The following is a 25,388-nucleotide window of genomic DNA, read 5'->3' on the forward strand; positions in this document are numbered from 1 at the left end:
GCTACGGCCGGCTGGCCTGCCGGCGGGTGATGGGCGCGTGTTCGGGGTTTGCCGGCTCTGCGGGTGGACTGCGCGGAGCTGGTCTTCATGCTCCGCTGACAGCCCCCAGGCCGGCACCTAGATTTACTGTCCATAAGGTTTTCAGTCTACAGGAGCAGCACCCCTGCCTTGCCGCCGCCGGCCCGCCAGCGGCTCCCGCAGCCCGTTTTTCGCCGTGGCGGGGGCTGCCTGGCCATGGTGCTTAACGCCACATTCGGCGATCCCGGCGTCACTTCATGATTTGGGTCACCCTTATTGGCAGTTAACACAAGATGCTCACTAGACTTGCAAAGGTCTGGGTTCAGAGGACGCAGAGATCGGTCCGAACGTGTTGCTGAAGCACCGTGGGGCCGGAGAGAAATCAAACTCATGGAAGAGGCGTATTTCAAGTGCCAGAGCAGCCTAGCCACCGTCTACCAGAGGAATTTGGCGGAAACGAGTGGCTCGTTGACGAACTGTACGAGCAGTACCAGCAGGACAAGAACGCCGTGGATGCCAAGTGGTGGCCGCTGTTTGAATCGTTCGAGTCGGGCAACAGTTCTTCTTCCAACGGAAATTCGGGGCGCGCCGCAGCCCACGCCGCTACCAGGGAAATGCCTGTCGTAAACCCGGTTCCAGCAGCCCCGGCACCGTCGCCGGCCGCTGCACCCCCGGCGCCGCCCGCCGCACCGCCGGCTTCCGCCGCAGCCCCGGCAAAGAAGGCTCCCGCCACTGAAGCCCGCGACGGCAGCAAGAAGACCGGGACCGGAACCGGCTCGCAGCCCATCCCCGCGCAGCTGCCCAAGAACGTCAAGGCGCCCACCGCCCCCGAAGAGGACGTTGTCTCCGTCCTTCGCGGCCCGGCAAAGGCGATCGCCACCAACATGGTCACCAGCCTCCAGGTGCCAACCGCCACCAGCGTCCGCGCCATTCCGGCCAAGCTGCTGATCGACAACCGCGTGGTCATCAACTCGAACCTCGCCCGCGCCCGCGGCGGCAAGGTTTCCTTCACTCACCTCATTGGCTACGCCGTGATCCGCGCCCTTTCCCAGTTCCCGTCGATGAACGTGTATTACGACGAAGTGGACGGCAAGCCCGTTGCCGTCCAGCCGGCCCACGTCAACTTCGGCATCGCCATCGACATGCCGAAGCCTGACGGCACCCGCCTGCTCATGGTGCCAAACATCAAGAAGGCCGAGACCCTCAACTTCTCCGAGTTCTGGCACACCTACGAGGACCTCATCAAGCGTGCCCGCAACGGCAAGCTGACCGCAGAGGACCACCAGGGCACCACGGTGTCACTGACCAACCCCGGAGGCATCGGCACCGTCCACTCGGTGCCCCGCCTGTCAAAAGGCCAGGCCGCCATCATCGGCGTCGGCGCCCTCGACTACCCTGCGGAATTCCAGGGTGCCAGCGAAAAGATCATCGCCCATAACGCGATCAGCAAGGTCCTCACGCTGACATCCACTTACGACCACCGGGTAATCCAGGGTGCCGGCAGCGGCGAGTTCCTGAAGCTGGTCCACCAGCTGCTGCTGGGTGCGCAGGACTTCTACGACGAAATCTTCGAATCCCTCCGCATCCCCTACGAGCCGGTGCGCTGGAGCGCCGACAAGCAGGTGGACCCGGCTGACGAAATCAACAAGGTGGCCCGGATCCAGCAGCTGATCCACTCCTACCGCGTCCGCGGACACCTGATGGCGGACACCGATCCGCTGGAGTACGTCCAGCGCAAGCACCCCGACCTCGACGTCCTCACCTATGGCCTGACACTCTGGGACCTGGACCGCGAATGGCCCACAGGCGGCTTCGGCGGCAAGCCCATGCTCAAGTTCCGCGACATCCTGGGTGTCCTGCGCGATGCATACTGCCGCACCACGGGCATCGAGTACATGCACATCCAGGAGCCTGCCGAGCGCAAGTGGTTCCAGGACCAGCTGGAGCACCCGTACTCGAAGCCAAGCCGCGAAGAGCAGCTGCGAATCGTTTCCAAGCTGAACGCGGCCGAAGCCTTCGAAACCTTCCTCCAGACCAAGTTCGTTGGCCAGAAGCGCTTCTCCCTCGAGGGCGGCGAATCCCTGATCCCGCTGCTTGACGCCATCATGTCCGACGCAGCCGACGACGGCCTGGACGAGGTTGCCATCGGCATGGCCCACCGCGGCCGCCTCAACGTGCTCACCAACATCGCCGGCAAGACCTACGCCCAGGTCTTCCGGGAGTTCGAAGGCACCCAGGACCCTCGCTCCGTGCAGGGATCCGGCGACGTAAAGTACCACCTGGGCACCGAGGGGACGTTCACCTCGGACAACGGCAAGGAAACCAAGGTCTACCTGGCCGCCAACCCCTCCCACCTTGAAGCCGTGGACCCCGTCCTCGAAGGCATCGTCCGCGCCAAGCAGGACCGGCTGGACCAGGGCGAGTCCTTCCCGGTCCTGCCCATCATGGTCCACGGCGACGCCGCCTTCGCCGGCCAGGGAGTGGTGGCCGAAACACTCAACCTGTCCCAGCTCCGTGGCTACCGCACCGGCGGCACCATCCACGTTGTGGTCAACAACCAGGTGGGTTTCACCACGGCCCCCTCGTCATCCCGCTCGTCCACGTACTCCACGGACGTTGCCAAGATGATCCAGGCACCGGTGTTCCACGTGAACGGCGACGACCCCGAAGCCGTGGTCCGCATCGGACAGCTCGCCTACGAGTTCCGCCAGCGGTTCCACAAGGACGTTGTCATCGACATGGTCTGCTACCGCCGCCGCGGGCACAACGAGGGCGATGACCCCTCGATGACGCAGCCGCTGATGTACAACCTGATCGAAGCCAAGCGCTCAGTCCGCAAGCTGTACACCGAGTCCCTCATCGGCCGTGGCGACATCACCGAGGAAGAGGCCGAACAGCTGCTCCGCGACTACCAGGAGCGCCTGGAACGCGTCTTTGCCGAAACCCACGCGGCACAGACCTCCCCCATCCCGATCGTGACGGCAGATACCGCCGCCGTCTCGGACATCGAGCGTCCCATCTCCCAGCAGTCGGACTCCGGCGTCAATGCCCCTGCCTCCACGGCAATCTCCGCCGAGACCCTGGCCCGGATCGGCAAGGCCCATGTGGAAGTCCCCGAGGGCTTTACCGTCCACGCCAAGCTCAAGCAGCTGCTCGAGAAGCGTGAACAGATGTCCCGTGAAGGCGGCATCGACTGGGGCTTCGGCGAAATCGCTGCCTTCGGCTCACTGATCATGGAAGGCGTCCCCGTACGCCTTGCCGGCCAGGACTCCCGCCGCGGCACGTTCGTGCAGCGCCACGCCGTCTTCCACGACCGCGCCAACGGCAAGGAATGGCTGCCCCTGGGCCACCTCTCCGATGACCAGGCGAAGCTGTGGATCTACGACTCCCTGCTCTCCGAATACGCGGCCATGGGATTTGAATACGGCTACTCCGTCGAGCGGCCCGACGCACTGGTCCTTTGGGAAGCGCAGTTCGGTGACTTCGTCAACGGCGCCCAGACCATCATCGACGAGTTCATTTCCTCCGCTGAGCAGAAGTGGGGCCAGCGCTCCTCGCTGGTCCTGATGCTGCCCCATGGCTATGAAGGCCAGGGACCGGACCATTCCTCCGCACGGATCGAGCGGTTCCTGCAGCTGTGCGCCGAAGAAAACATGATCGTGGCCAACCCCACCACGGCGGCCTCGCATTTCCACCTGCTGCGCCGCCAGGCCTACAGCCGTCCGCGGAAGCCGCTCATCATCTTCACGCCCAAGCAGCTGCTGCGCCTCAAGGCGGCGGCATCCTCGGTGGAGGACTTCACCACCGGCAGCTTCCGCCCTGTGATCGGGGAGCACGAGCAGCTGGCGGGAGACGCCGTCGAACGCGTACTCCTGGTCTCCGGCCGCCTGTACTACGACCTCCTGTCCACGCGGCAGAAGACCGGTGACAAGACCACCGCGATTGTCCGCGTGGAGCAGCTCTACCCGCTGCCGCACGAGGAGATCGCAAAGGAACTGGCCAAGTATCCGAACGCCGAGGTTGTCTGGGCCCAGGATGAGCCCGCCAACCAGGGGCCGTGGCCGTTCATCGGCCTGAACCTGCCGGACGCCCTCGATCGCCGCATCCGGCTGGTCTCCCGCCCGGCTTCGGCGTCCACCGCTGCAGGGTCCATGAAGCGGCACGCAGCCGAGCAGGATGTACTCCTGAAGCAGGCATTTGCACGGAAGTAAGCAGTAAGGCTGCCCGGCCGGACGTCGAAATCCCAGACTCCGGCCGGGCAGTTCTGTTTAATGGAGTGCACAGCGCCGATGAAACGCACGGCGCGTGATGGACAGCCCCAACGAATGCACAGGCGCCGCTCCGTGGCCGGCAGTTGAATCCACGGTTGCAGCGGCAAGGCACTGACGTAAAGAGGAACGTGTGGAAGACAGGAAGCTGCGCATTGCAGCTGTAGGAGATGAACTGCTGGCCGGACTGGGTGATCCCCGGGCACTCGGCTGGCTGGGACGCGTCCTCGCCCGCACACCCCGGGACAGCATGCTCCTGGAAAGCTATGCCCTCCCCTGCCCGCAGGAAGGCACGGAAGGCCTGGCCGCGCGGTGGCTCGAGGAAGCAGGCCGCCGGTTCAGCGACCACGCCGAAAACAGGCTGGTCATCGGACTCTCCGGGCGTGACATCGAGTTTGGGCTCTCGACCGCACGCAGCAGGCTCAACCTGGCCAACATCCTTGACTCGGCATCGCAGAACCGCATCGAGGTCTTCGTCGTGGGCCCGCCCCCCACACTGGACCCGAACCGGAACAGGCGCCTGGATGAACTGAACACGGCCTTCGCCGACGTCACCACACGGCGCAAGCACCTGTACGTTGACACCTTCTCCCCTCTCCTGAACCACGAACAGTGGCGCCAGGACCTGGCAGCCAACGGGGGAACTCCGGGGCAGGCCGGTTACGGACTGATGGCGTGGCTGGTGCTTCACCGGGGCTGGTTCCAGTGGCTCGGCATGGACATCCCGGAGTAGGCCCGACTCGCGATATATCTTGACGCTGCTTCTTTGGGCGGGTAGCTTGGAAGGGTCAACACGATATATCGCCTTTGGGAGGACCCCGTGCCTGATCAAGAATGGACTGTCACAAGCCCGCAGACCATCGACGTCGACGGCGTGGCGTCCCTGAAGCTGGGTATGGTCCAGGGCCGCTTCGACGTGGTTACGCACGAGGAGCCAGTTGCCCGGATCGAGATTGCGGACGTCCAGGGAGACCCGGTGGCGGTCTCCCTGAGCGATGGCCGGCTGGAGGTCCGCCACCAGTTGCACGGCCCCCAAGGCTGGTTCAAGAACCTGATGGGGACGGTCAGCCACAACAGCGAAAATTCAGCCATCATCAGCATCGCCGTTCCTGCCCACGTCCGCGTGGAGGCGGGAACAGTCAGCGGTGACGGGCTGGTGTCCGGCATCAAAGGGCAGACCCGCCTGAACACGGTTTCCGGCTCAGTCATGGCGGACGGTACCGAGGGCGAACTGCACATCAACACCATCAGCGGAGAAGTCTCCGCCCGGAACCACACCGGTGTCCTCACCGCCAAGAGCGTCTCCGGCGAAGTGACCGCGTCCGGGCGCCTCAGCAATATCCGCGCCAACACCGTCAGCGGAGACATGAGCTTTGATCTCCTGGGCTTTACGCACGATTTCGGGGCCAACTCGGTGTCCGGCGACCTCACCATCCGCCTGCCCCATGACGTCGGCGTGGACATCGTGGCCAAGTCTGCCAGCGGTGCGGTGGTGATCGGAGACCAGCGGTACGCAGTGGTCGGCGGCAAGGTGGAAACCATTGCGGGGCCGGACGGACAGCTCATGCTGGTGCGGACAAACACGGTGTCAGGCAAGACCTCCATTTTCCACGGCCCGGCGGCGGAAAATGCAGAAGCTGGCTCCTAATGGCCCCGGTATTCGCCCACGGCGCGCTTCGCCTTTACTTGCTGGCACTGCTTGAGTCAGGTCCCAAACACGGCTACGAGCTCATCAAGGAACTCAAGGAGCGGTTTGGCGGCACCTACTCCCCCAGCGCCGGAACCATCTACCCGCGGCTGGGGAAACTTGAGGAGGAAGGGCTGGTAGCCACACAATCCGCCGGGCGCCGGACCAACTACCACATCACAGCATCCGGGCTGGCTGAGCTGAACCGGCGCCGCGACGAACTGGCAGGGGTTGAGAGCGAAATCTCGGCCTCCGTCCGGCGCCTGGCCGACAACCTCCGCGAGGACATCCGCAGCAACATGCGGGGCCTGCGCGCCGATCTTGCGGCCACGGCGGAGGCGGCGCGGGCCACCGCCCTGTCGACGGATTTCAGGGTCCCCGGCCGGTTGCCTCCGGAAAGCCAGCGCTCCCTGAAGGAAGCGGAAATGATGCTCCAGCGGTTCCGGGACGATCTCAGGGCGGAGCTGCGGCTGCACGCAGGCAGGCAGCCGCTCAGCCCCCTGGCACTGGAAACAGTCAGGACGGTCCTGGAACAGGCCGGCATCTCGATCCGCAACTCGCTCAAGCCCTAGGCCTGCATTCCTTCACAGCTGACAAGGCGCAGGTCACGCTGCTGTTCCTGGTTCGCGGGCAGCTACTTGATGTGCGAGACTTGAGGGCAGCTCTTTTGAGTACCAACAGTAAGAAGGAGGCCAGCTATGAGCAAGCGTGCACGCAAGCGTCGTGACCGTAAGCGTGGCGGCGCGAACCACGGGAAGCGCCCCAACACCTAGGCAAATGCCAGGGACTACGGTTCAAGCGAAGGACCCCGGAAGCCACACGGCTTCCGGGGTCCTTTGCTGTTCAGCGGCGGCTGTGCGGGCCTGCCGCCCTACGCGTCTACCGGCCGGATTGTATGGATCCGGTCAAGAATGGCGTTCTTCAGGTTTTCCGGAGCAGCCTCGGTGCAGGAGCGCTTCACCATGTTGCGGATCACGCATTCGAGGTCGTACTGCTCCGTGCATTCCGGGCAGTCATCAAGGTGGTTCTTGATGTCAGTGATGTCCTCGCGGGTCAAAGCACCGTCGAGGTACTCGTAAATCCGTTGCATCCGGGTGTCATCGCAATCGCCCAATCCCTGGCAGTCGCTCATTTCCTGCTCTCCTGTTGTGTGCTTCCTGCCGCGTCCTGTGATTCGGCGGCTGTCTTGAATCCGCGCTCTGCGGCGTACTCCCCCAGCATGTCCCGCAACATTCTCCGGCCGCGGTGGAGCCGGGACATCACTGTGCCGATGGGCGTGTTCATGATGTCTGAAATTTCCTTGTAGGCGAACCCTTCGACATCGGCGAAGTAGACCGCGAGGCGGAATTCCTCGGGAATGTCCTGGAGCGCCCTCTTTACATCGGAATCCGGAAGGTGGTCCAGCGCTTCGGCCTCGGCTGACCGGAGCCCGCTGGAGGTGTGGGACTCAGCCCTCGCCAGCTGCCAGTCCTCGATGGTGTCCGAGTTGGACTGGAGCGGTTCCCGCTGCCGTTTGCGGTACAAATTGATGTACGTGTTGGTCAGGATGCGGTAGAGCCAGGCCTTGAGGTTGGTTCCGGGCTTGTACTGGTGGAACGCGGAGAAAGCCTTGGTGTAGGCCTCCTGGACGAGGTCCTCGGCGTCGGACGGGTTCCGGGCCATGCGCATCGCCGCCGAATAGAGCTGATCGACATACTGCATCGCATCGCGCTCGAACCTCAGCCTGCGTTCTTCCGCAGATTCAGTGGAAACGTCCACCAGGGCCCCGTCCGTGTCCGGGGCAGGCCCGTCCACCGGGACAACTGCGGAATCCGCAGCCTCTGTTCCGGCGGCTACGCTGCTCTTCGCTTCGTTAGGGGAAGCTTCGTACATGGCCGAGACGGCCGGATCCAAGGTGCTCATTGCCCTCAAGTCTACTGTCAGGCTCCGCGCACGCCGCGGGCCGTACCCTGGTGGTTCGGACTTAAACGAGTCCAGTGCCACCGGGCCTGCTGCTTCAATTCCGTCCAACACGCGCGCCAAGGGCCCAACTCCGCTCTGCTTGTCCGGCCGGGGACCTGCCTCTGGCGATCCGTGCCGGCCATCTGTTGCATGGTTTCACCCATGATTTACCTGCGGACCGGTGTTCCCGGATCCGACATCCATAACCTCCTGCGCTCGGCAAATATTCCCCAAAAGTGCAAGACTAGGACGGACTCCGCCGCATTCGACGCGGTTCGTCCACCCGGGAGGAAATCCATGTCCTTTGTCCGCACGCTCGCCCGCCCCATGCTGGCCTCCAGCTTTGTCCTTGCTGGAATGGATAAGCTCAAGAACGCTGACGACACCGCCCAGCAGCTCTCGCCGCTGCTCCGCAAGGCAGCCGCCTCGCTACCCTTCAAGACGGACGAGAAGACCCTCGCCCGCGTCATCGGCGGAACCCAGGTTGGTGCCGGCGTGCTGTTCGGGCTGGGCAAGTTCTCCAGGCTTTCGGCCACTGTGCTCACCGTGATTTCCCTGCTCAACACGTTCGTCGAATGGCGCAGCGCAGACATCAGCAGCAAGGAAGGCCGGGACACCCGGCGTAACCAGCTGCTCAAGAACCTGTCGCTGAGCGGAGGCGCCCTGCTGGCGTCCGTGGATACAGCCGGCAAGCCGGGCCTTGCCTGGCGGGCAGAGCACCTGGCCGCGGATGCACGCAAAGGCGCCTCGCACCTCGCCGCGGATGCCAGGAAGACCACCAACAAGAAACTCCACAAAGCGGACAAAGCCGTGCGCCGCGCGGTGGAGCAGGCCACGGGGGCATAACAACGAATGACCGCAGCAGCCGCCGTCCGGGATGATTCCGGCACGCCTGTCCCACACTGGCCCGCACCCTTCGCGTCCCGGCCCGTCAATGCCACCGTGACGGTGCCCGGTTCCAAGTCTCTAACCAACAGGTACCTGGTCCTTGCCGCCCTGGCTGACGGACCGTCCCGCCTGCGCGCGCCCCTGCACTCCAGGGACTCCGCGCTCATGATCGAAGCACTACGCCAGCTGGGGGCCACCATTACGGAGGTGCCCGGGGACGGAGCCTTCGGACCCGACCTGGAAGTTGTTCCGCTGAACCCGGACGCCGCCCCGTCCCTGGCCAGGATTGACTGCGGCCTCGCCGGCACTGTCATGCGGTTCGTCCCGCCCCTCGCGGCACTGCGCAGGGGTGCCAGCGAGTTCGACGGCGACCCCCACGCCCGCAAGCGGCCGATGGGAACCATCATCGAAGGACTCAAGTCGCTGGGAGTCGCAGTGTCCTCGACGGAGGGCGGCACGCCGTCGTCATTGCCGTTTGTGGTGGATGGCACCGGTGAGGTCCGCGGCGGCCACCTCGTTATCGACGCCAGCGCCTCCTCCCAGTTCGTTTCGGCGCTGCTCCTGGTGGGGGCACGGTTCACCGAGGGCCTGCACCTGGAACACGTGGGCAAACCGGTGCCCAGCCTCGACCACATCAACATGACCGTGGCCGTCCTGCGTGGAGCCGGTGTAGCCGTGGACGACTCGCGTCCCAACCACTGGGTTGTCAGCCCGGGACCCATCCGGGCATTTGACCAGAGGATCGAGCAGGACCTGTCAAACGCCGGGCCGTTCCTCGCCGCGGCCTTGGCCTCGCGCGGCACCGTGCGGATCCCCAACTGGCCCGAAGAGACGCAGCAGGTAGGTGATCTCTGGCGGAGCATCCTCACCCGGATGGGCGCCGAGGTCACCTTGCACGACGGCGTCCTGACAGTGACGGGCGGACCGGCCATCAAAGGCGCGGACTTCGCCGACACCAGCGAGCTGGCCCCCACCGTCGCCGCCCTGTGTGCACTGGCGGACGGGCCCTCGCGGCTGAGCGGCATTGCCCACCTGCGGGGACATGAAACGGACCGGCTTGCCGCTCTGGTGGCTGAAATCAACCGGCTCGGCGGTGACGCCGAGGAAACCAGCGACGGCCTGGTGATCCGGCCTGCCAGGCTGCACGCCGGCGTCGTCCACAGCTACGCGGACCACCGCATGGCTACCGCCGGAGCCATCCTCGGCCTGGCCGTGGAGGGCGTCGAGGTGGAGGACATCGCCACCACCGCCAAGACCATGCCGGATTTCCCCCGGTTGTGGGCGGACATGCTTGCGCAGGACGGCACCCCCGAGGCGGGGGCGGAAGGTTCCAGCGGTGGCGCGGAGCACTGACTCCTGGGACGAATCCGATGTCCGGATCCGGCCCAGCAAGAAGGGCTCCAGGCCCCGCACCAAGGACAGGCCCAGCCACGACGACGCCGTCACCGGCCGGATCATCACGGTTGACCGTGGCCGTTACACAGCCGTGGTGGGTGAGGACTCGGGCAACGAGCGTGTGGTTATTGCCGCCAGGGCAAGGGAACTGCGAAGGAACCCGGTGGTCGCGGGCGATTTTGTATCACTCGTGGGTGATGTCTCCGGCGAGCCGGACACTTTGGCACGGCTGGTGAAAATCCAAAACCGCAAGACGCTCCTGCGGCGCAGCGCTGACGATACGGATCCGGTGGAACGTGCCGTGGTGGCCAATGCTGACCAGCTTGTCATTGTGGTGGCGGCTGCCAACCCCGAGCCGCGGACGGGCTTCATCGACCGCGCCCTGGTGGCCGCCTACGACGCCGGTATCGAGCCGATCCTGCTGGTCACCAAGGCGGACATCAAGGATCCCGCGGAGCTGCTGGCCAACTACACCCACCTGGACTTCCCGGTGATCATCAGCCGGACTGCGGATGCGCAGGCCTCGGGCGTGGACGCCCGTTCCGACGACGGCCTGTCCGCCCGCCTGGACAGGACCGCCGTCGCGGAGCTCCGGACCTACCTCGACGGGAAAGTAACAGTCATGCTGGGGCATTCCGGCGTAGGCAAGTCAACGATGGTGAATGCGCTGACCGGAGCCGAACGGGCCACCGGCGGGGTGAACGCCGTAACCGGCCGGGGAAGGCATACATCGTCGTCCGCCCTCGCCCTGCGCCTCGCGGACGCGCCTTCGGGCAGCTGGATCATCGACACCCCCGGCATCCGCTCCTTCGGCCTGGCCCACGTGGACCCGGACCGGATCCTGCGTTCGTTCCCGGACCTCTCCCCCGGCACGGATGACTGCGAGCGCGGCTGCAAGCACACAGCCATCGCAGTGGACTGCGGGCTGGATGCATGGGTAGCGGGGGGCCATGCCGGGCCCACCGGTGCAGCAAGGCTGGCCTCCCTGCGGCGGCTGCTGGGGACGGACCCACGAATGGAAGCCCAGGAGGCCAAGGAGCTGGGCAGCGTCAACTGACAGGGCCGGGTTCCCGGCAGAACGGCGCGCAGACGGTAGTTTGGAACCATGATCCAACCCGCTTCGAGCTACAACGATGACCTGCGCCTGGCCCACGTCCTGGCCGACTCTGTGGACGACCAGACAATGAGCCGCTTCAAGGCGCTGGACCTCCACATCGAGACCAAGCCGGACCTGACGCCGGTCACCGATGCGGACAAGGCGGCCGAGGAAGCCATCCGCGGCCAGCTCTCCCGCTCCCGTCCGCGCGATGCCGTACTCGGCGAGGAGTTCGGCAGCACCGGCCATGGCGCGCGGCGGTGGATCATCGATCCCATCGACGGCACCAAGAATTTTGTCCGCGGCGTTCCGGTCTGGGCCACCCTGATCGCCCTCGTGGACGAAGGCGAGCCGGTGGTGGGCGTAGTGAGTGCCCCCGCACTGGGCAAGCGCTGGTGGGCGGCCAAGGGCATGGGCGCCTATATGGGACGTTCCCTGGCAGCCGCAACCCGGCTCCGGGTATCCAACGTCTCCAGACTGTCCGACGCTTCCCTTTCGTACTCGAGCCTTGGCGGCTGGAAGGAGCGCGGGAACCTCAACGAATTCCTGGGCCTCACGGAGGACGTGTGGCGTACCAGGGCGTTCGGGGACTTCTGGTCGTACTGCATGGTGGCGGAGGGCTCGGTGGATATCGCCTGCGAGCCCGAACTCAACCTCTACGACATGGCCGCCCTGGTGCCCATCGTGGTTGAAGCGGGCGGCCGATTCACATCGCTGGAAGGCGAGGACGGCCCGTTCGGCGGCAACGCACTGGCCACGAATTCCATCCTGCACTCGGAGGTGCTGCGCCGGTTGAACCCGGACCTGGACGACCTCCTCTGACCCTCCTCTTCCGAACAATCAACGGCGGGCACCTCCGAAAGGAGGCGTCCGCCGTCGTTATCTTCGGCTAATGCAGCCCTTTTCAAGTGCACGTAACAAAGCCCTTAACATTCCGGCGGGCTTTTAGCCTGCACAGGCTATGTTCTACGCTCTTAAGCAGGTCACGAGTGCCAGCGCTAAACCCCGGTTTGCTGGCCGGCAACCCTCCATTCGCGGTGGGGTGCCCCGGGTGACGACCAGGCCGGTCCGGAACGGATGCGGCAAGCGCGGATTCCCCCAGCGGAGTCCTGTTTCAAAGTGAGGTCTCTGTGACAACAGCCACCGTCTCCCCCAACGCCGCAATCCAGCCTGAAGCCGCAGCACAGCCCGGACCGGAAGCCCGCTTCGACCAGCACCATGCCGCAGCCGGCCGTCCCCTGGCGGCAGTCACCGGCGCGGAAATCCAGGCTCCCCTGATCCATGGCGGGCACGTGCGGTACGCGAACCTGGACTACGGCGCGTCCGCGCCGGCGCTGTCCGTAGTGTCCGCCTACCTCAACGAAATCCTGCCGTTCTACGCGAGCGTGCACCGCGGAGCGGGCTACGCCTCCCAGATCAGCACCTCGGTCTACGAGAATTCCCGTGCGATCGTCCGGGAGTTCGTGGGCGGCCGCCCGGACGATTCTGTGATCTTCACCCGGAACACCACCGACTCCCTCAACCTGCTGGCCGGCTGCCTGCCCGGCACGGACGGCCAGGCCGACGGCGACGTCCTGTACCTCGACATTGAGCACCACGCCAACCTGCTGCCATGGCAGGGTGTCCCCCACCGCAGCATCGTGGCGGCCGATACCATCGCAGGGACCGTTGAGGCCGTGCGTGCCGAACTGCAGCACGGCGGCGTAAGCCTGCTCGCCGTCACCGGCGCGTCCAACGTCACGGGCGAAATCCTTCCCATCCGTGCCCTCGCCGCACTCGCCCACGAGCACGGCGCGCGCATCGTCGTGGACGCGGCGCAGCTGGCGCCGCACCGCCGTATTGACATCACCGCTGACGACGTCGACTACATCGCCTTCTCGGGGCATAAGCTCTACGCGCCTTTTGGGGCCGGCGTGCTGGTGGGGCGGCCGGACTGGCTCGACGCCGGAACACCGCACCTGGCCGGCGGCGGCGCCGTCAAGGAGGCAAGGCTCGACGGCGTCAGCTGGGCAACGGGTCCGGCCCGCCACGAGGGCGGATCACCGAACGTACTGGGAGCGGCTACCCTGGCCCGTGCGACGCAGGTCATCGCTGCGCTGGACCAGGACCGCTGGCACGCACACGAATCAGCCATCCGTTCCTACCTGGTGGAAGGCCTGCAGGGAATCGACGGCGTGACTGTCCACCAGATTTTCAAGGACACGAACCCGGATACCGACACCATCGGGGTGGTCAACTTCTCGGTGGAAGGATACGACGCCGGACTCGTGGCGGCGTACCTGTCAGCAGAGCATGGCGTGGGCCTGCGCGACGGCCGCTTCTGCGCCCACCCGCTGCTGAAGCGGCTGGGCCTGCCGTCCGGTTCCCTCCGTGCCAGCTTCGGCGTGGGATCCCGGCTTGACGATGCCCAGCGGCTCCTGGCAGGAATCCGTGAGCTGCGGAGCAAGGGGCTCGGCTGGGACTATGTGGTGGATGCGGGCCGCTGGGTTCCCGCCAACGACAACCGCACATACCCGCATTGGGCTCCCAACACGCCGGGAACGGCCGGCGCCGCCCCCTGCATCGACGACTGACGTGCGGCACGACTGAAGGCGGCCATCCGCGACACCGGCGCGGGTGCGGTAAATTCGGAAGGTAGCAACGAGACCTGACGAAGGAGGCCACGCGTGGCACGGGGTGGCCCCAAGCTGGATCATGGCCGACGCCGGGAACTGGGCCAAAGCTTCCAGGATGGCGGCAAGCATTACCAGCAGGTGCGGCCCGGATATCCCCCGGAGACCGCCCAGTGGCTGGTCCCGCAGGGCGCCCGCGATGCGCTCGATGTCGGTGCCGGCACCGGCAAGTTCACTGAACTGCTGCTGGACCTTGGTCTCTCTGTCACCGCGGTGGACCCCTCAGCCGACATGCTCGGGCAACTGGCGGAACACTATCCCGGCGCCGCGGCTGTCCTGGGCGCCGCGGAGGCCACCGGCCTGCCTGATTCAGCGTTCGACGTCGTCACCGTGGCCCAGGCCTGGCACTGGTGCGATGCGCTGCGGGCCAGCACGGAACTGGCCCGCGTCCTCCGCCCGCAGGGAACTCTTGGCCTGGTCTGGAACCAGCTGGACACGTCCGTCCCCTGGGTCCACCGGCTCTCGAGGATCATGCACGCAGGGGATGTCTACAAACCCGGTTTCCGGCCGCTGGTGGGCCCTGAGTTCGAGGGGCTCGAAGGCCACCTTACGCACTGGCGGGACTCCGTCACCACCACGGACCTGATGGAGCTGACAAAGTCGCGCAGCTACTACCTCCGTGCGGCCGAGGCCACCCGGGCGAAAGTACTGGCGAACCTCGACTGGTACCTGCATGAGCACCTGGGACATGCGCCGGGCGAGGAACTGGAGTTGCCATACCTGACACTGGCCTGGCGGGCGGTGAGGGCATGAATGCCCGCCACTCCCTGCCCCGCTACTCCCCGCATGGCGGCGGCGAGCCGGTAGGCTTGGTCCCGTGAAGACCAGCGCGCCCTCCTCCTCCATCGAGGACTACGTCAAGGTCATCTACTCATTCACCGAATGGCAGGACAAGCCCATCACGTCCTCCCAGCTCGCGCAGCGCCTTGGCGTGGCCAATTCCTCCGTATCGGAAATGGTCCGCAAGCTGAAGGACCAAGGCCTGGTGGATCACAAACCGTACAGTGCCATCAGGCTCACCGACGCCGGGCTCCGGCTTGCCCTTTCCATGGTGCGGCGCCACCGGCTGATCGAGACCTACCTCGTCCAGCAGTTGGGGTACAGCTGGGACGAAGTGCACGACGAAGCCGAACTGCTGGAGCATGCCGTCTCGGACATCTTCATAGAACGGGTGGCAGCCAAGCTGGGCAACCCGCAGCGGGATCCGCACGGCGATCCGATTCCCACTGCGGATGGCAAAGTGTTTATGCCCCGAGCGCACCTTATGGGTGAACTCGATGAGGGCCACACCGGGCGGATTACCCGGATCAGCGACGACAACCCGGAACTGCTGCGCTACCTCGCCGCCGAAGAGATAGACCTCGACGCCGAAGTTGAGGTGGTGGGCCGCCGGCCCTTCGGCGGCGCCCTGGTGGTGCGGATCAGCAATTCGGGCCGCGAACGGAACTACGACCTCGCTGACGAGGTTACGTCGGCGCTGTGGGTGCACAGCGATCATCCCCACCCCGGCTGCCTCCTCGGGGACGCTGACTTGCCCAGGGTGTGAGCCGGCTGAAGACTCCCGGCGTAGGGCTGCGCGCCTGGCTTGCGGTGGCGGCCGGCGCCCTGATCGGCACCGAGCTGCGGTACGGCCTGGCTGTTGCGTTTCCTGAACTGCCCGGTGCCTTTCCCTGGGCCACCCTGGGCATCAACGTGGCCGGCAGCTTTGTCCTGGCCGCCCTCACCACCGTGTGGATGGCCCGGCCGCAGACTGCCTTCTGGCTGCGGGCCGGACTGGGGCCTGGCCTGCTGGGCTCCTTCACCACATTCTCGGCCGTGGTCTTTTCCGTGGACCAGCTGGCCCGGGCCGGGCAGCATGCTGTGTGGGCCGCCTACCTCGCACTGTCGCTGCTCCTTGGACTTGCGGCCGCCGGCGCGGGGTGGCGGGCCGGGAAATTTGTTGGCCGGCGCCCCGGGGTCCGCCGATGATCGCGGCGGTCATGGTAGGAATATTCGGCGTGGCAGGCGCCCTTCTCCGCTTCGGCGTGGACAGCTGGTTTGCGCACCATAGCTCCACCCGCAGTACACGCACCGCAGGCAGCGCAGGGAGGCTGCACTGGCCCTGGGCCACACTGCTGGTAAACGTGGCGGGCTGCTTCATCATCGGTGCAACGCACGGCATCACTGCGGGGCTGGGGCTTGGTGCCGAATGGCAGGCCATCCTGGCGGCGGGCCTGGCCGGCGGGCTGACCACCTTCAGTTCGTGGACCACGGCCACGGTGCGGCTGCTCAGCGAGGAACGATTCGGCGCTGCCGCAGCGAATCTCGCGGCCAACCTGGTCCTGGGTTTTGGTGCCGCAGCTGCCGGGATTGCCATGATGTCCTAGCGTTGGCTGTCTTTTCAGCTGTGGTGGCAAGGCGCTGATTTGGCGGGCTCCCGTATCGTGGATGGTGATGATTAGCAGACGCGACGCGGCCATTGCCCTTGATGTACCGATGGAGATGGCACAGCGCCATGGCCTTCCGAAGTGGATGACGGAGGCCGAGCTGGGTGAAATCCTGGACAGCCCGCCGCCTTGGTTGGTCCAGTCCCGCGCAAACCGCACCGGCAAACGCCCTGTGTGGGTCCACCTGGAATGCGCAGTCTGCGGTTACGAGGAAGCCGCCCGCCCCAAGAAATGGTGGCCGGACTTCACCTACGTGGTGTGCGGGCACCATACTCCAGAAGAGGTTCCCCGCGTGCGCGAAGGCTACGTCCGCAGCGAGTTCGACGGCGTTGGGACACGTTTTGTGGGCATCGCCGACGTACCTGTTCCCGACTGATTCGGGCCATTCCGGGCCATTACATTCGGGGCTGATTAGGCGTAACTTACGAAGTGGGACGCAGCCCGTCCCACTGCTGTAAGGAGCACGCCATGCCTGACAAAACACCCCACCAGAACCTGGCAAAGAAGCCGGTCAAGACCATCAAGGAAAAACGCGCCGAAAAGAAGGCGAAGAACCCTGAGGGCGCCCAGGACCCGGTGGCCCACTTGAAGAAGCGCCGGTAGCTTTACTGACCGTTTGCCTGCATCTCTTCGGGTACGGCGACGACGTCCTCTTCCCTGCCGTGCCTCAGCACCCTGATCTGCAGCGGCTGGCCGATTGCATCGGCAAACAGCAGTTTCTGCAGGCTCTCAGCGTTGCTGACGGCGCGGCTTCCGGCTGTGAGGATGATGTCGCCCGCCTGCAGTCCCGCGCGGCCTGCGGGTGATCCGGCCAGCACCTCCACCACCCTTAGCCCCTCCCGCTGGCCTGTCCTGATCACTGCGCTGGCGTTCAGCCGGATGGGGGTGCTGACCACTCCAAGGTAGGCGCGCCTGACCCGCCCGTCGTTCAGCAGGGCTGCGATGATTCGCCGTGTTGTGGTGTTGATGGGCACGGCAAGGCCCAGCCCGGCGCCGGCCACCGCCGTGTTGATGCCCACGATCCTGCCGTGCGCGTCTGCCAGGGCGCCGCCGGAACTGCCTGGGTTAAGGGCCGCGTCGGTCTGGATGACGTCCTCGATCACCCGCCGGTTGCCGCCCGCCCAGACCGGAATGGAACGGCCCAGGCCGCTGACCACTCCGGCCGTGACCGATCCTGCCAGCCCGAGCGGATTCCCGACTGCGATAACCAGCTGGCCAACACGCAGTGTCTCGGCATCGCCGAACCGGGCGGAGGCCACCCTCGGTGCTTTGCCGCGGACCACGGCGAGATCCGACAAGGGATCAACGCCCACGAGTTCGAGATCGGTCCGGCTGCCGTCGGCAAATGCGGCATGGCCCTTACTGGTGCCGGCCACCACGTGGGAATTGGTCAGGAGATAGCCGTCCTCGGTAAAGAGGACCGCGGAACCTGCTCCCATGCGGAACCGGCCGTTCCGGCGGGTGCTGGTCATTTCTATGGCCGCAACGTGCGGCGTAACGGTCTCAGCCACCCGCATGACCGTCTCCGAATATGAGTCCAGCAGGCCGTCGTCGAACACTTCTGGACTCGGCTCGCGCATCTGGTTCATGGGGCACCTCCTGGCTGCTCCGGCTGGCCCGGGCCAGCCGGGTCCGCGACGCCGGATCTTATAGGGGACAACCCAAGGCCAGCGGCGGCTAGTCCCGGACGGGCTACGCCGTCGGTGAACAGCCGTTCCTTCTGGCCAAGCGCTTAAACACGGAAAGACCCGGACGGGATGTGCGGGTCTTTCCGTGTGCCTTGCGGCTTTTCAAAATGTGGAGATGGGGGGAATTGAACCCCCGTCCGATGTCGTGTTGTCAGGGCTTCTCCGGGCGCAGTTTGCGTCGGATTTTCTCGGCCCCAGCCATGCTGCAAACAGCTGGCTGATCCGGGCCCAGTCATCTAAGAGTCCCGCTCACCCCGATGACGGGGGTAAGCAGCAGTGGCTATCTAAATGACGCCAGGATCCGGGGCGATAGCAACCTCGGGCTGACGGACTGTCTTACTGCTTAGGCAGCAAGAGCGAAGTCAGTGCGCTTAGATTCGGCACTTATTGGTTTGCAGACAGCGTTTACGAGATAATTCTGCATCCTCGGCCCGCTTCACCTGTCGCGACTAACATCGTCGAAACCGATCATCCCCGTATTTTGTTACCAAACCGGCGGGCTTCCCCTCCGGACTACCAATAGTAACGCATGATCCGCGGGATTCATTCCCCGCGGCGGCTTCCTAGCGGCGGCGGTTGCGTTCCCGCATCTCACGCTGCGCCTCACGGTTGTCCTGCTGCTCGCGGAGGGTCTGGCGCTTGTCGTACTCGCGTTTACCGCGGGCCACGCCGATCTCCACCTTGGCCTTACCGTCAACGAAGTACAGCTGCAGCGGCACGATGGTGTAGCCCGATTCCCGCACCTTGTGGGAAATCTTGATGAGCTCCTCGCGATGCAGCAGCAGCTTGCGGCGGCGGCGGGCGGCGTGGTTCGTCCAGCTCCCCTGGTTGTACTCGGGGATGTGGATGGCCTCCATCCACAGCTCGTCGTTGTAGAAGGTGCAGAACCCGTCCACCATGGAGGCGTGGCCTTCCCGCAGGGACTTCACTTCGGTGCCCATGAGCGCGATTCCAGCCTCGTAAGTATCCAGCACGTGGTAGTCATGCCGGGCCTTACGGTTGGTGGCCACCACTTTACGGCCACTTTCTTTAGGCAAGGGAAAGCTCCTCAGTTCAAGAATCGGATGTCCGCCGGCCCAGCCGGCGCGGAGTCATACCAGTCTACGGCAGGCCGCGCGCCTCGCTACAGCAGGCGCATCGGGTCCACGGCGGTGCCGTTCAGCCAGGTTTCAAAGTGGGCGTGGCAGCCAGTGGAGTTCCCTGTATTGCCCGAGTAGGCAATAAGCTGCCCCTGCGAGACCCGCTGCCCGTTCGACACCACGATGCTGGCGTTGTGGTAGTAGATGGTGTTCAGGGTGTTGCCCTCGACCAGGCCGTGGGAGATTTTGACCCGCCAGCCGCCGCCGTCGGCGGAACTCCAGCCCGAACTGAAGACCTCTCCCGCCGCTGCCGCATAGACGGGCGTGCCGCAGGCGGCGCCGAAGTCGATGCCGGTGTGCAAGTACCCGCCCTGGCCGTAGAAGTCGATGGTGCCCGGCGGCGTCGCCCGCCAGCCGAAGCCGGACGTGATGGGAACGCTGCCATCAAAAGGGTGCCGGAGACCAAAGGCCGACGGCGATCCAATAGGCGGCACAAACGGCTGCACCGGGGGCGGCGGCTGGTTCCTCGCTGCCGCGGCGGCCGCGGCAGCTGCGGCAGCTTCCGCCGCCAGCCGGCGCTGCTCGGCTTCCCAGGCTTCGCGGAGTTTCCTGTCGCGTTCCTGGATTTCCGCGGCCACAGCGTTCTGGCTGGCCTGCACACCTGCGAGCTGGGACTGGATGCCGGGCTTGGCCGCCTGGAGTTCGGCGTCGAGGCGGGTAGTGTCGGCGATCAGGCGGTCTACTTCTTCCTTCCGGGCGGCTGCTTCATCACGTGCCGCCTTCTCCCGCTCGAGGGCTGCGTCAGCCTTGGCTTTGAGGTCCTTGATCTCGGCTTCCACGGCCTGGAGCCGGGCTTCGGAGTTCACGTTGGTAGCGTTCTGCTGCGACAGCTTGTCCATGGCGGCGTTTTGGCTCCGCATGGCCTGGTCCGCCAGGTCCATGGTTTCGGTGAGGCTGCCGCCGTTGTTGGCCCCGAAGAAAAGTGACAGGTTGGACGGTACGCCGCCGGATTTGTAGGCCTGCGTGGCGATCTGGCCGATCAGCTTCTTGGTGTCTGCAATCTTTTGCTTGTCCGTCTCAAGCTGCTGGGTGATCTTGGCCTTGTTCTGCTGCGCCATGTCCACGCGGGCGGAGAGCGCCTCCACCTCTTTGACGGCACCGGCCACGCGCCCTTGGGCCTCAAGCAGTGCCTGCTGCGCGCCAGGCAACTGGCCCTGGTAGATCACCAGGTCGCTGGCCGCCTTGGCAATGCGCGAATCGACGAATTCCAGGGACTGCTGGACGCGGGCCGCCTCCGCTTCCAGCGCCCGCTGCCTGTCTTCCAGCTCGTCAGCGAAGGCCGGGGCTGTGGAGGAGGCCAGGCCCGCGGCAAGGACGACTGCCAGCAGGCCGCTGAGAATGCTTTTGCGGTGCGCCATGCGGCGGCTGTTCAGCCGGTGTCGCGGCGACGTTTGGTCCGTTAAGTTCATGGGCATTCCTTGTTCGGTTTGCATACCTAGACGCGAAGGTATCTGCGCAAGGTCAAGAGAGACGAAATTCCAGCCAAGGATCCACCAAGGATTATCAGCGCCGGCGCGAGGATCAGCGTCTGGCCGGCGGAGATGAAGGCTGTGTCCGGGTACTGCTGGGCCATGTAGTCACCCAGGAAGAAGTGGGCCACGGCCCAGAGCGTGGCGGAGGCCAACGCCGCCCCAATGACGGCGGCAATGACACCTTCCAGGATGAAGGGAAGCTGGATCACTGTCTTGGAGGCGCCCACCAGGCGCATGATGCCCGTTTCGCGGCGGCGGCTGAAGGCGGAGAGCCTGATGGTGGTGGCGATCAGGAGGATGGCGCACACAATCATCACGCCTGCGATGCTGACGGCCACCAAAGAGGCGCCATTCATGACCGAGAACAGGCGCTCAAGGAGCTGGCGCTGATCAATCACCGTTTCCACTCCGGGCTGCGAAGAGAAGGTCTCGCTGATGATCTGGTACTTTTCCGGATCCTTCATGTTGATGCGGAAGGATGCCGGGAGCTGGTCCGGCGTGACCGAATCTACGATGGGCGAATTCGAGAACTGGTCCTTGAAGTGCTTGTAGGCCTCTTCCTTGGACTCGAACTGGAAGTCGTTGATGTACTGCGCCACCGCCGGCGATTCCAGCAAGGCGTTAAGGCTCTCCTGCTGCTCGGGGGTGACTGGCCCGCTGGCGCAACCCGCCGCCGTCGACCCTTCACTACACAGGAAGATGGCCACCTGGACTTTGTCGTACCAGTAGCCCTTCATCTGGTTGATCTGCATTTGCAGCATGCCGGCCGCGCCCACGAAGGTGAGCGAGACGAACGTGACCAGGATGACGGAGACCACCATGGAGAGGTTGCGGCGGAGTCCGCTGCCGATCTCACCGAGAATAAACGCGAGCCTCATCGCTGTCCCTCGGCTTCGCCCGGCGTGCCCGCTTCGGGATTTTCCCGGCCGCTGGCGTCCTTGAGCCTGCGCGACTTGCCGACGACCGGAATCATGGAGGTGTAGAGGGCCCTTGCTTCGTCACGGATGACGATGCCGTTCTTGAGCTCAACGACGCGTTTGCGCATCTCATTGACGATGTCGTCGTCGTGCGTGGCCATCACCACGGTGGTGCCGTTTTGGTTGATCTTGTCCAGGATTCCCATGATGCCCATCGACGTGGTGGGGTCCAGGTTTCCGGTGGGCTCGTCGGCCAGGAGGATTCCGGGCCTGTTGACCACTGCGCGGGCAATGGCCACGCGCTGCTGTTCACCGCCGGAGAGCTCGTGTGGCATGCGGTGCTCTTTGCCCTCGAGGCCAACGGTCTTCAGGACCTCGGGGACTGTGTCCCTGATGACGCTGCGGCTCTTGCCAATGACCTGCATGGCGAAAGCTACGTTGGCGAAGACGTTTTTCTGGGGCAGGAGCCGGAAGTCCTGGAAGACAACGCCGATTCCGCGGCGGAGCCTGGGCACGCGCCAGCTTGAGATCTTGGCAACGTTCTGTCCGGCGACGTAAACAGCGCCGGATGTTGCCCTGTCTTCCTTGAGCACCAGCCGGAGGAAGGTGGACTTGCCGGAGCCGGATGCGCCCACCAGGAACGCAAATTCGCCGCGGTCAATCTCAAGGTTGACGGAGTCCAGCGCAGGCCGGGCTTTCTGGTCGTAGACCTTGGTGACATTTTCGAATCGGATCATGGCCCTAAGTACCCTGCAGGGCATGGCTGATTCTGATGCAGCCCAGTTCTGCAGCCGGTGCGCGGGTTTTCGTTTGGGGGAAGTAGGGCCCCGGCCCCTCGACTATACGCAGGAGTATCCGCGTATCACGCTGTTATTCGGGGGCGTGTCGGCTAATTGGGCCCCGGAGCCTGCGGCCGGAGGGCCTATTTTGCCGCGTTCCGGTTGTCGGTGCGCCAGCGGATCCCGGCGTCGATGAAGTCGTCGATCTCGCCGTCGAACACCGCAGAGGTGTTGCCCACCTCGTGCTCGGTCCGCAGGTCCTTGACCATCTGGTACGGATTCAGGACGTAGGACCGCATCTGGTCACCCCAGGACGCCTTGACGTCGCCGGCCAGCGCCTTCTTTTCGGCGTCTTCCTGTTCCTTCTTGAGGAGCAGGAGCCGGGACTGCAGGACGCGCATGGCGGCGGCGCGGTTCTGCAGCTGGGACTTTTCGTTCTGCATGGAAACCACGGTGCCGGTGGGGATGTGGGTGAGGCGGACGGCGGAGTCGGTGGTGTTGACCGACTGGCCACCCGGGCCGGATGAGCGGAACACGTCAACACGGATCTCGTTGTCCGGGATTTCGATGGAGTCTGTCTGCTCGATGAGCGGAATCACTTCGACGGCGGCGAAGGACGTCTGGCGCCGGCCCTGGTTGTCGAAGGGGCTGATGCGGACCAGCCGGTGGGTGCCCGCCTCGACGCTGAGCGTGCCGAAGGCGTAGGGGGCCTTGACTTCGAAGGTTGCCGACTTCAGACCGGCTTCCTCCGCGTAGGAGGTGTCCATGACCGTGGTGGGGTAGCCGTGGCGTTCAGCCCAACGGAGGTACATGCGCATCAGCATCTCGGCGAAGTCGGCAGCATCCACGCCGCCGGCACCCGCACGAATGGATACGACGGCCTCACGCTCGTCATACTCACCGGAAAGCAGGGTGACCACTTCGAGTTCCTTCAGGGCCTTCTTGATGGACTCCAGCTCAGTGGCGGCCTCCCCCATCGAAGCAGCGTCGTCCTCGTCCTGCCCCAGCTCCACCAGGACCTCAAGGTCGTCGATCCGTGACACCAGGTTGTTGAGGCGTTCCAGTTCCGACTGACGGTGTGAGAGCCGGGAAGTGATTTTCTGGGCCGCTGCGGGATCGTCCCAGAGGTCCGGTTCGCCCGCCCGCTCGCTCAATTCAGCGATGTCTTCCTTGAGCGCCTCTACGTCAGAGACCCGCTCAATGGACTCGTAGGTGGCGCGAAGAGCGCGGATTTCAGCGGAAAAATCAATATTGGCCATGGTTGTTTAAGCCTACGCTATCCGGGGCAGGGCGCCGGCGTGCATGAGTGGGCGGCCCGGCAGCGTACCTTCCTGCGCGTCCGGGCACTCAGCGCGTCAGCCTTGAGCGGGCCGTTGACGTCGCCTCGATCCTGATGCCGTCGGGCACCAGGAAGTTCACCACCGGCGGATGGACTGCAGCGGTCAACACAACGACGGCGGTGGCATCGTCGGGACTGCCTGTTGCCCCGGCGACTGCGAGGCCGTGGAAACGTTGGGAGGCGGGGCTCCTTGCGAGGAAGTCGGCTGCGACGCTCCGGACCCGGGCGGGATTGAGCGTGGCCGACGGGCTGCCGCCCTGCGTTTCCACCTCACCCAGGGTGTAGCTGTCCGCAGCAGCCAGGGAGGCGCCGTCGGCCAGGGACAGCAGCCGCTTGTGCTCCAGGTAAACGGAGGAAATGCCAATCACCACCGTGGCCACCAGCAGCGCCAAGGTTATATAGCCGAGGATCATCACCATCATTTGGCCGCCTTCGCCTCCTGCGGTCCTGGTGGTTACCGTCCTGGCGGTCACATTCTTGACGGTCACCGTCCTGGCGGTCACCGGAACCGGCCCACCAGTTGTGTGGCGGACGCTTCCACCTCGCTCGCGGCCAGGCGGAAACCTTCGTTGAAGGGCACGAACGGCAGGGGCACGGCCAGGGTTACTGTAACGGTGACCGCGGTGCCTGCGGCCTGGCAGTCTGCGGGATTGCAGGATGTGGCAACGCTGGCCTCCTCAGGCCGGTGGCCAAAGTCGGAAAGTGCGACGGCGACAGCCTGTTCTGCTGCGGCCTGTGCTGTTGCCCCGTCAGGCTGGGCCACATAGACCTTCGCGGCCTGGTCGGCAGCGCCCACCACGGCAAAGGAGCCGCCCTGGATCTGCCCCACGGTGATGACGAAGTAGACCAGCGGCACCATCAGCAGGAGGGCCAGGAACGTGAATTCGACCACCGCACTCCCCTGTTCGTGCTGGCGGGCAGGTTCCTGTGATGCACCACTTTCCCGCGGTATCCGGCAAAGTGCCGCGGCCAGCCTGGCACTGAACGGGAACCAGAGGGATTTATGGCTGGACCGCCGCATGCCCCTTCACCTCCAGCATCTCCCGGGGACCAATAAGACCGATCACGGGCATGGGAGCCCGTACCGTCACTTCGAGGGTGCGAAACCCCTGGATGGTCGCTTCGCTCGTGCTGACGTGTTCGGCGAATCCGGGATTCAGCGCCGCGCCAATCAACCCGCGGGTCCGCTCCTCTGCGTCAGGGGCTCCCCGGTCCGCGAGGGTTCCGTAACGGGCCCCTGAGGCCGCAGCATCGATCAACGTATTGCGAACGTGAATGATCAAGGTCAGCTGGATAATCGCCAGGAAGAACATGGTGAGGAGTCCTCCCACCAGGACAAAATCCACCACTGCCGAGCCCTGCTCCGGCGCCCCGGGCAGCCCGCACTTGTTGCTGGCCTGGCCGGCGCGACGGGAAGACCGCGTCACCGTTTAGCTTCCGACCGTATCCATCGCCTGGTTGAACATCGCTTCGAGTGCCGGTCCGGCAAGTGCCAGGAGCGCGGCCACCAGGACTGCTGACATCAAGGTGATCATGACCCACCCCGGGACGTCTCCCCTCTCGTGGTTGTCAACGGGGCGTCCTCCTGGGCGAAGGCCGGCGCCCAGCAGGGTGCCTAAGGCCAGGAGCATGGATGCCCAGCGGTTACCCATGGTTTTCATTT

The 25,388-nt window shown here is 65.1% G+C and carries 28 protein-coding genes, 1 other RNA gene and 1 riboswitch; of the genes, 16 read left to right on the forward strand and 13 right to left on the reverse strand.

Features of this window, described 5'->3' with window-relative positions; genetic code table 11:
• Positions 1-428 precede the first annotated feature (428 nt).
• The 5 genes from C3B78_RS12750 to C3B78_RS20410 all read left to right on the forward strand — a co-directional run bounded on the left by C3B78_RS12750 (position 429) and on the right by C3B78_RS20410 (position 6,746).
• Positions 429-4,229: a multifunctional oxoglutarate decarboxylase/oxoglutarate dehydrogenase thiamine pyrophosphate-binding subunit/dihydrolipoyllysine-residue succinyltransferase subunit gene (locus C3B78_RS12750; RefSeq protein ID WP_104998401.1), complete on the forward strand. Its 3,801-nt coding sequence runs from the start codon at positions 429-431 to the stop codon at positions 4,227-4,229.
• Between the two features lie 190 nt (positions 4,230-4,419).
• The gene (locus tag C3B78_RS12755) at positions 4,420-5,019 is read left to right on the forward strand and encodes a GDSL-type esterase/lipase family protein (protein WP_104998402.1); all 600 of its coding nucleotides are present in this window, start codon (positions 4,420-4,422) and stop codon (positions 5,017-5,019) included.
• 87 nt (positions 5,020-5,106) lie between these two features.
• Positions 5,107-5,934 carry a DUF4097 family beta strand repeat-containing protein gene (locus tag C3B78_RS12760; protein WP_104998403.1) on the forward strand — a complete coding sequence of 276 codons (828 nt, stop codon included), beginning with the start codon at positions 5,107-5,109 and terminating at the stop codon, positions 5,932-5,934.
• Complete coding sequence (locus C3B78_RS12765; protein WP_104998404.1) at positions 5,934-6,545, forward strand: PadR family transcriptional regulator; 612 nt, start codon at positions 5,934-5,936, stop codon at positions 6,543-6,545. The genes C3B78_RS12760 and C3B78_RS12765 overlap by 1 nt, the downstream gene beginning before the upstream one ends.
• Positions 6,546-6,671: 126 nt before the next feature.
• Complete coding sequence (locus tag C3B78_RS20410; RefSeq protein ID WP_369299106.1) at positions 6,672-6,746, forward strand: 50S ribosomal protein bL37; 75 nt, start codon at positions 6,672-6,674, stop codon at positions 6,744-6,746.
• 98 nt (positions 6,747-6,844) lie between these two features.
• Here the strand turns inward: C3B78_RS20410 and rsrA are convergent, their stop codons facing one another.
• Positions 6,845-7,105, reverse strand: coding sequence for a mycothiol system anti-sigma-R factor (gene rsrA / locus C3B78_RS12770; RefSeq protein ID WP_104998405.1), 261 nt, complete (start codon positions 7,103-7,105; stop codon positions 6,845-6,847).
• Entirely contained in the window at positions 7,102-7,875 is a 774-nt protein-coding gene (locus tag C3B78_RS12775; RefSeq protein ID WP_234005385.1) for a sigma-70 family RNA polymerase sigma factor, read from the reverse strand. Before C3B78_RS12775 ends, rsrA begins: the two co-directional genes overlap by 4 nt.
• Before the next feature lie 336 nt (positions 7,876-8,211).
• Here C3B78_RS12775 and C3B78_RS12780 point away from each other — a divergent pair, with 336 nt between their 5' ends.
• The 11 genes from C3B78_RS12780 to C3B78_RS20250 all read left to right on the forward strand — a co-directional run bounded on the left by C3B78_RS12780 (position 8,212) and on the right by C3B78_RS20250 (position 16,994).
• Entirely contained in the window at positions 8,212-8,760 is a 549-nt protein-coding gene (locus C3B78_RS12780) for a DoxX family protein (protein WP_104998406.1), read from the forward strand.
• A gap of 6 nt (positions 8,761-8,766) precedes the next feature.
• Positions 8,767-10,155, forward strand: coding sequence for a 3-phosphoshikimate 1-carboxyvinyltransferase (gene aroA / locus C3B78_RS12785; protein ID WP_104998407.1), 1,389 nt, complete (start codon positions 8,767-8,769; stop codon positions 10,153-10,155).
• Positions 10,139-11,254 (forward strand): ribosome small subunit-dependent GTPase A, encoded by a 1,116-nt coding sequence (gene rsgA / locus C3B78_RS12790; RefSeq protein WP_104998408.1) that lies wholly within the window; start codon positions 10,139-10,141, stop codon positions 11,252-11,254. Before aroA ends, rsgA begins: the two co-directional genes overlap by 17 nt.
• A 48-nt stretch (positions 11,255-11,302) precedes the next feature.
• Positions 11,303-12,115 carry a histidinol-phosphatase gene (gene hisN / locus C3B78_RS12795; protein ID WP_104998409.1) on the forward strand — a complete coding sequence of 271 codons (813 nt, stop codon included), beginning with the start codon at positions 11,303-11,305 and terminating at the stop codon, positions 12,113-12,115.
• Positions 12,116-12,274: 159 nt separating this feature from the next.
• Positions 12,275-12,388, forward strand: a riboswitch (SAM riboswitch).
• Positions 12,389-12,423: 35 nt separating this feature from the next.
• A complete protein-coding gene (locus C3B78_RS12800) occupies positions 12,424-13,866 on the forward strand; it encodes an aminotransferase class V-fold PLP-dependent enzyme (RefSeq protein WP_104998410.1) in 1,443 nt (480 codons plus the stop codon).
• A 93-nt stretch (positions 13,867-13,959) separates the two neighbouring features.
• Complete coding sequence (locus tag C3B78_RS12805) at positions 13,960-14,718, forward strand: class I SAM-dependent methyltransferase (RefSeq protein ID WP_104998411.1); 759 nt, start codon at positions 13,960-13,962, stop codon at positions 14,716-14,718.
• Between the two features lie 64 nt (positions 14,719-14,782).
• A complete protein-coding gene (locus C3B78_RS12810) occupies positions 14,783-15,511 on the forward strand; it encodes a metal-dependent transcriptional regulator (protein WP_104998412.1) in 729 nt (242 codons plus the stop codon).
• On the forward strand, positions 15,508-15,933 hold the full coding sequence (locus C3B78_RS12815) for a fluoride efflux transporter FluC (RefSeq protein WP_234005386.1): 426 nt from the start codon (positions 15,508-15,510) through the stop codon (positions 15,931-15,933). Before C3B78_RS12810 ends, C3B78_RS12815 begins: the two co-directional genes overlap by 4 nt.
• Entirely contained in the window at positions 15,930-16,331 is a 402-nt protein-coding gene (locus C3B78_RS12820; RefSeq protein WP_104998413.1) for a fluoride efflux transporter FluC, read from the forward strand. The genes C3B78_RS12815 and C3B78_RS12820 overlap by 4 nt, the downstream gene beginning before the upstream one ends.
• Before the next feature lie 67 nt (positions 16,332-16,398).
• Entirely contained in the window at positions 16,399-16,767 is a 369-nt protein-coding gene (locus tag C3B78_RS12825; protein ID WP_104998414.1) for a hypothetical protein, read from the forward strand.
• A gap of 92 nt (positions 16,768-16,859) precedes the next feature.
• Positions 16,860-16,994, forward strand: coding sequence for a hypothetical protein (locus C3B78_RS20250; protein WP_255428760.1), 135 nt, complete (start codon positions 16,860-16,862; stop codon positions 16,992-16,994).
• A 2-nt stretch (positions 16,995-16,996) separates the two neighbouring features.
• On the opposite strand, the gene C3B78_RS12830 is transcribed toward C3B78_RS20250, so the two are convergent.
• The 11 genes from C3B78_RS12830 to C3B78_RS12880 all read right to left on the reverse strand — a co-directional run bounded on the left by C3B78_RS12830 (position 16,997) and on the right by C3B78_RS12880 (position 25,386).
• Positions 16,997-17,980, reverse strand: coding sequence for a S1C family serine protease (locus C3B78_RS12830; RefSeq protein WP_104998415.1), 984 nt, complete (start codon positions 17,978-17,980; stop codon positions 16,997-16,999).
• A 206-nt stretch (positions 17,981-18,186) separates the two neighbouring features.
• Positions 18,187-18,555: a transfer-messenger RNA gene (ssrA, locus tag C3B78_RS12835) on the reverse strand.
• Positions 18,556-18,642: 87 nt separating this feature from the next.
• Positions 18,643-19,116: an SsrA-binding protein SmpB gene (smpB, locus tag C3B78_RS12840; protein WP_009356865.1), complete on the reverse strand. Its 474-nt coding sequence runs from the start codon at positions 19,114-19,116 to the stop codon at positions 18,643-18,645.
• Between the two features lie 86 nt (positions 19,117-19,202).
• On the reverse strand, positions 19,203-20,627 hold the full coding sequence (locus C3B78_RS12845) for a M23 family metallopeptidase (protein WP_104998416.1): 1,425 nt from the start codon (positions 20,625-20,627) through the stop codon (positions 19,203-19,205).
• Positions 20,628-20,653: 26 nt separating this feature from the next.
• Complete coding sequence (gene ftsX / locus C3B78_RS12850; protein WP_104998417.1) at positions 20,654-21,568, reverse strand: permease-like cell division protein FtsX; 915 nt, start codon at positions 21,566-21,568, stop codon at positions 20,654-20,656.
• Entirely contained in the window at positions 21,565-22,344 is a 780-nt protein-coding gene (ftsE, locus tag C3B78_RS12855; protein ID WP_104998418.1) for a cell division ATP-binding protein FtsE, read from the reverse strand. The genes ftsX and ftsE overlap by 4 nt, the downstream gene beginning before the upstream one ends.
• Before the next feature lie 185 nt (positions 22,345-22,529).
• Positions 22,530-23,645: a peptide chain release factor 2 gene (prfB, locus tag C3B78_RS12860; RefSeq protein ID WP_104998419.1), complete on the reverse strand. Its 1,116-nt coding sequence runs from the start codon at positions 23,643-23,645 to the stop codon at positions 22,530-22,532.
• Between the two features lie 88 nt (positions 23,646-23,733).
• Positions 23,734-24,147 (reverse strand): pilus assembly protein TadG-related protein, encoded by a 414-nt coding sequence (locus C3B78_RS12865; RefSeq protein ID WP_104999776.1) that lies wholly within the window; start codon positions 24,145-24,147, stop codon positions 23,734-23,736.
• Positions 24,148-24,224: 77 nt separating this feature from the next.
• Positions 24,225-24,617, reverse strand: a complete 393-nt coding sequence (locus C3B78_RS12870; protein ID WP_311217579.1) for a hypothetical protein — start codon at positions 24,615-24,617, stop codon at positions 24,225-24,227.
• A 109-nt stretch (positions 24,618-24,726) separates the two neighbouring features.
• A complete protein-coding gene (locus tag C3B78_RS12875) occupies positions 24,727-25,104 on the reverse strand; it encodes a TadE family protein (protein WP_267895232.1) in 378 nt (125 codons plus the stop codon).
• 51 nt (positions 25,105-25,155) lie between these two features.
• Positions 25,156-25,386, reverse strand: a complete 231-nt coding sequence (locus C3B78_RS12880; RefSeq protein ID WP_104998422.1) for a hypothetical protein — start codon at positions 25,384-25,386, stop codon at positions 25,156-25,158.
• Positions 25,387-25,388: the final 2 nt, after the last annotated feature.

It is taken from the genome of Arthrobacter sp. PGP41 (assembly GCF_002953935.1).
GTDB lineage: Bacteria > Actinomycetota > Actinomycetes > Actinomycetales > Micrococcaceae > Arthrobacter.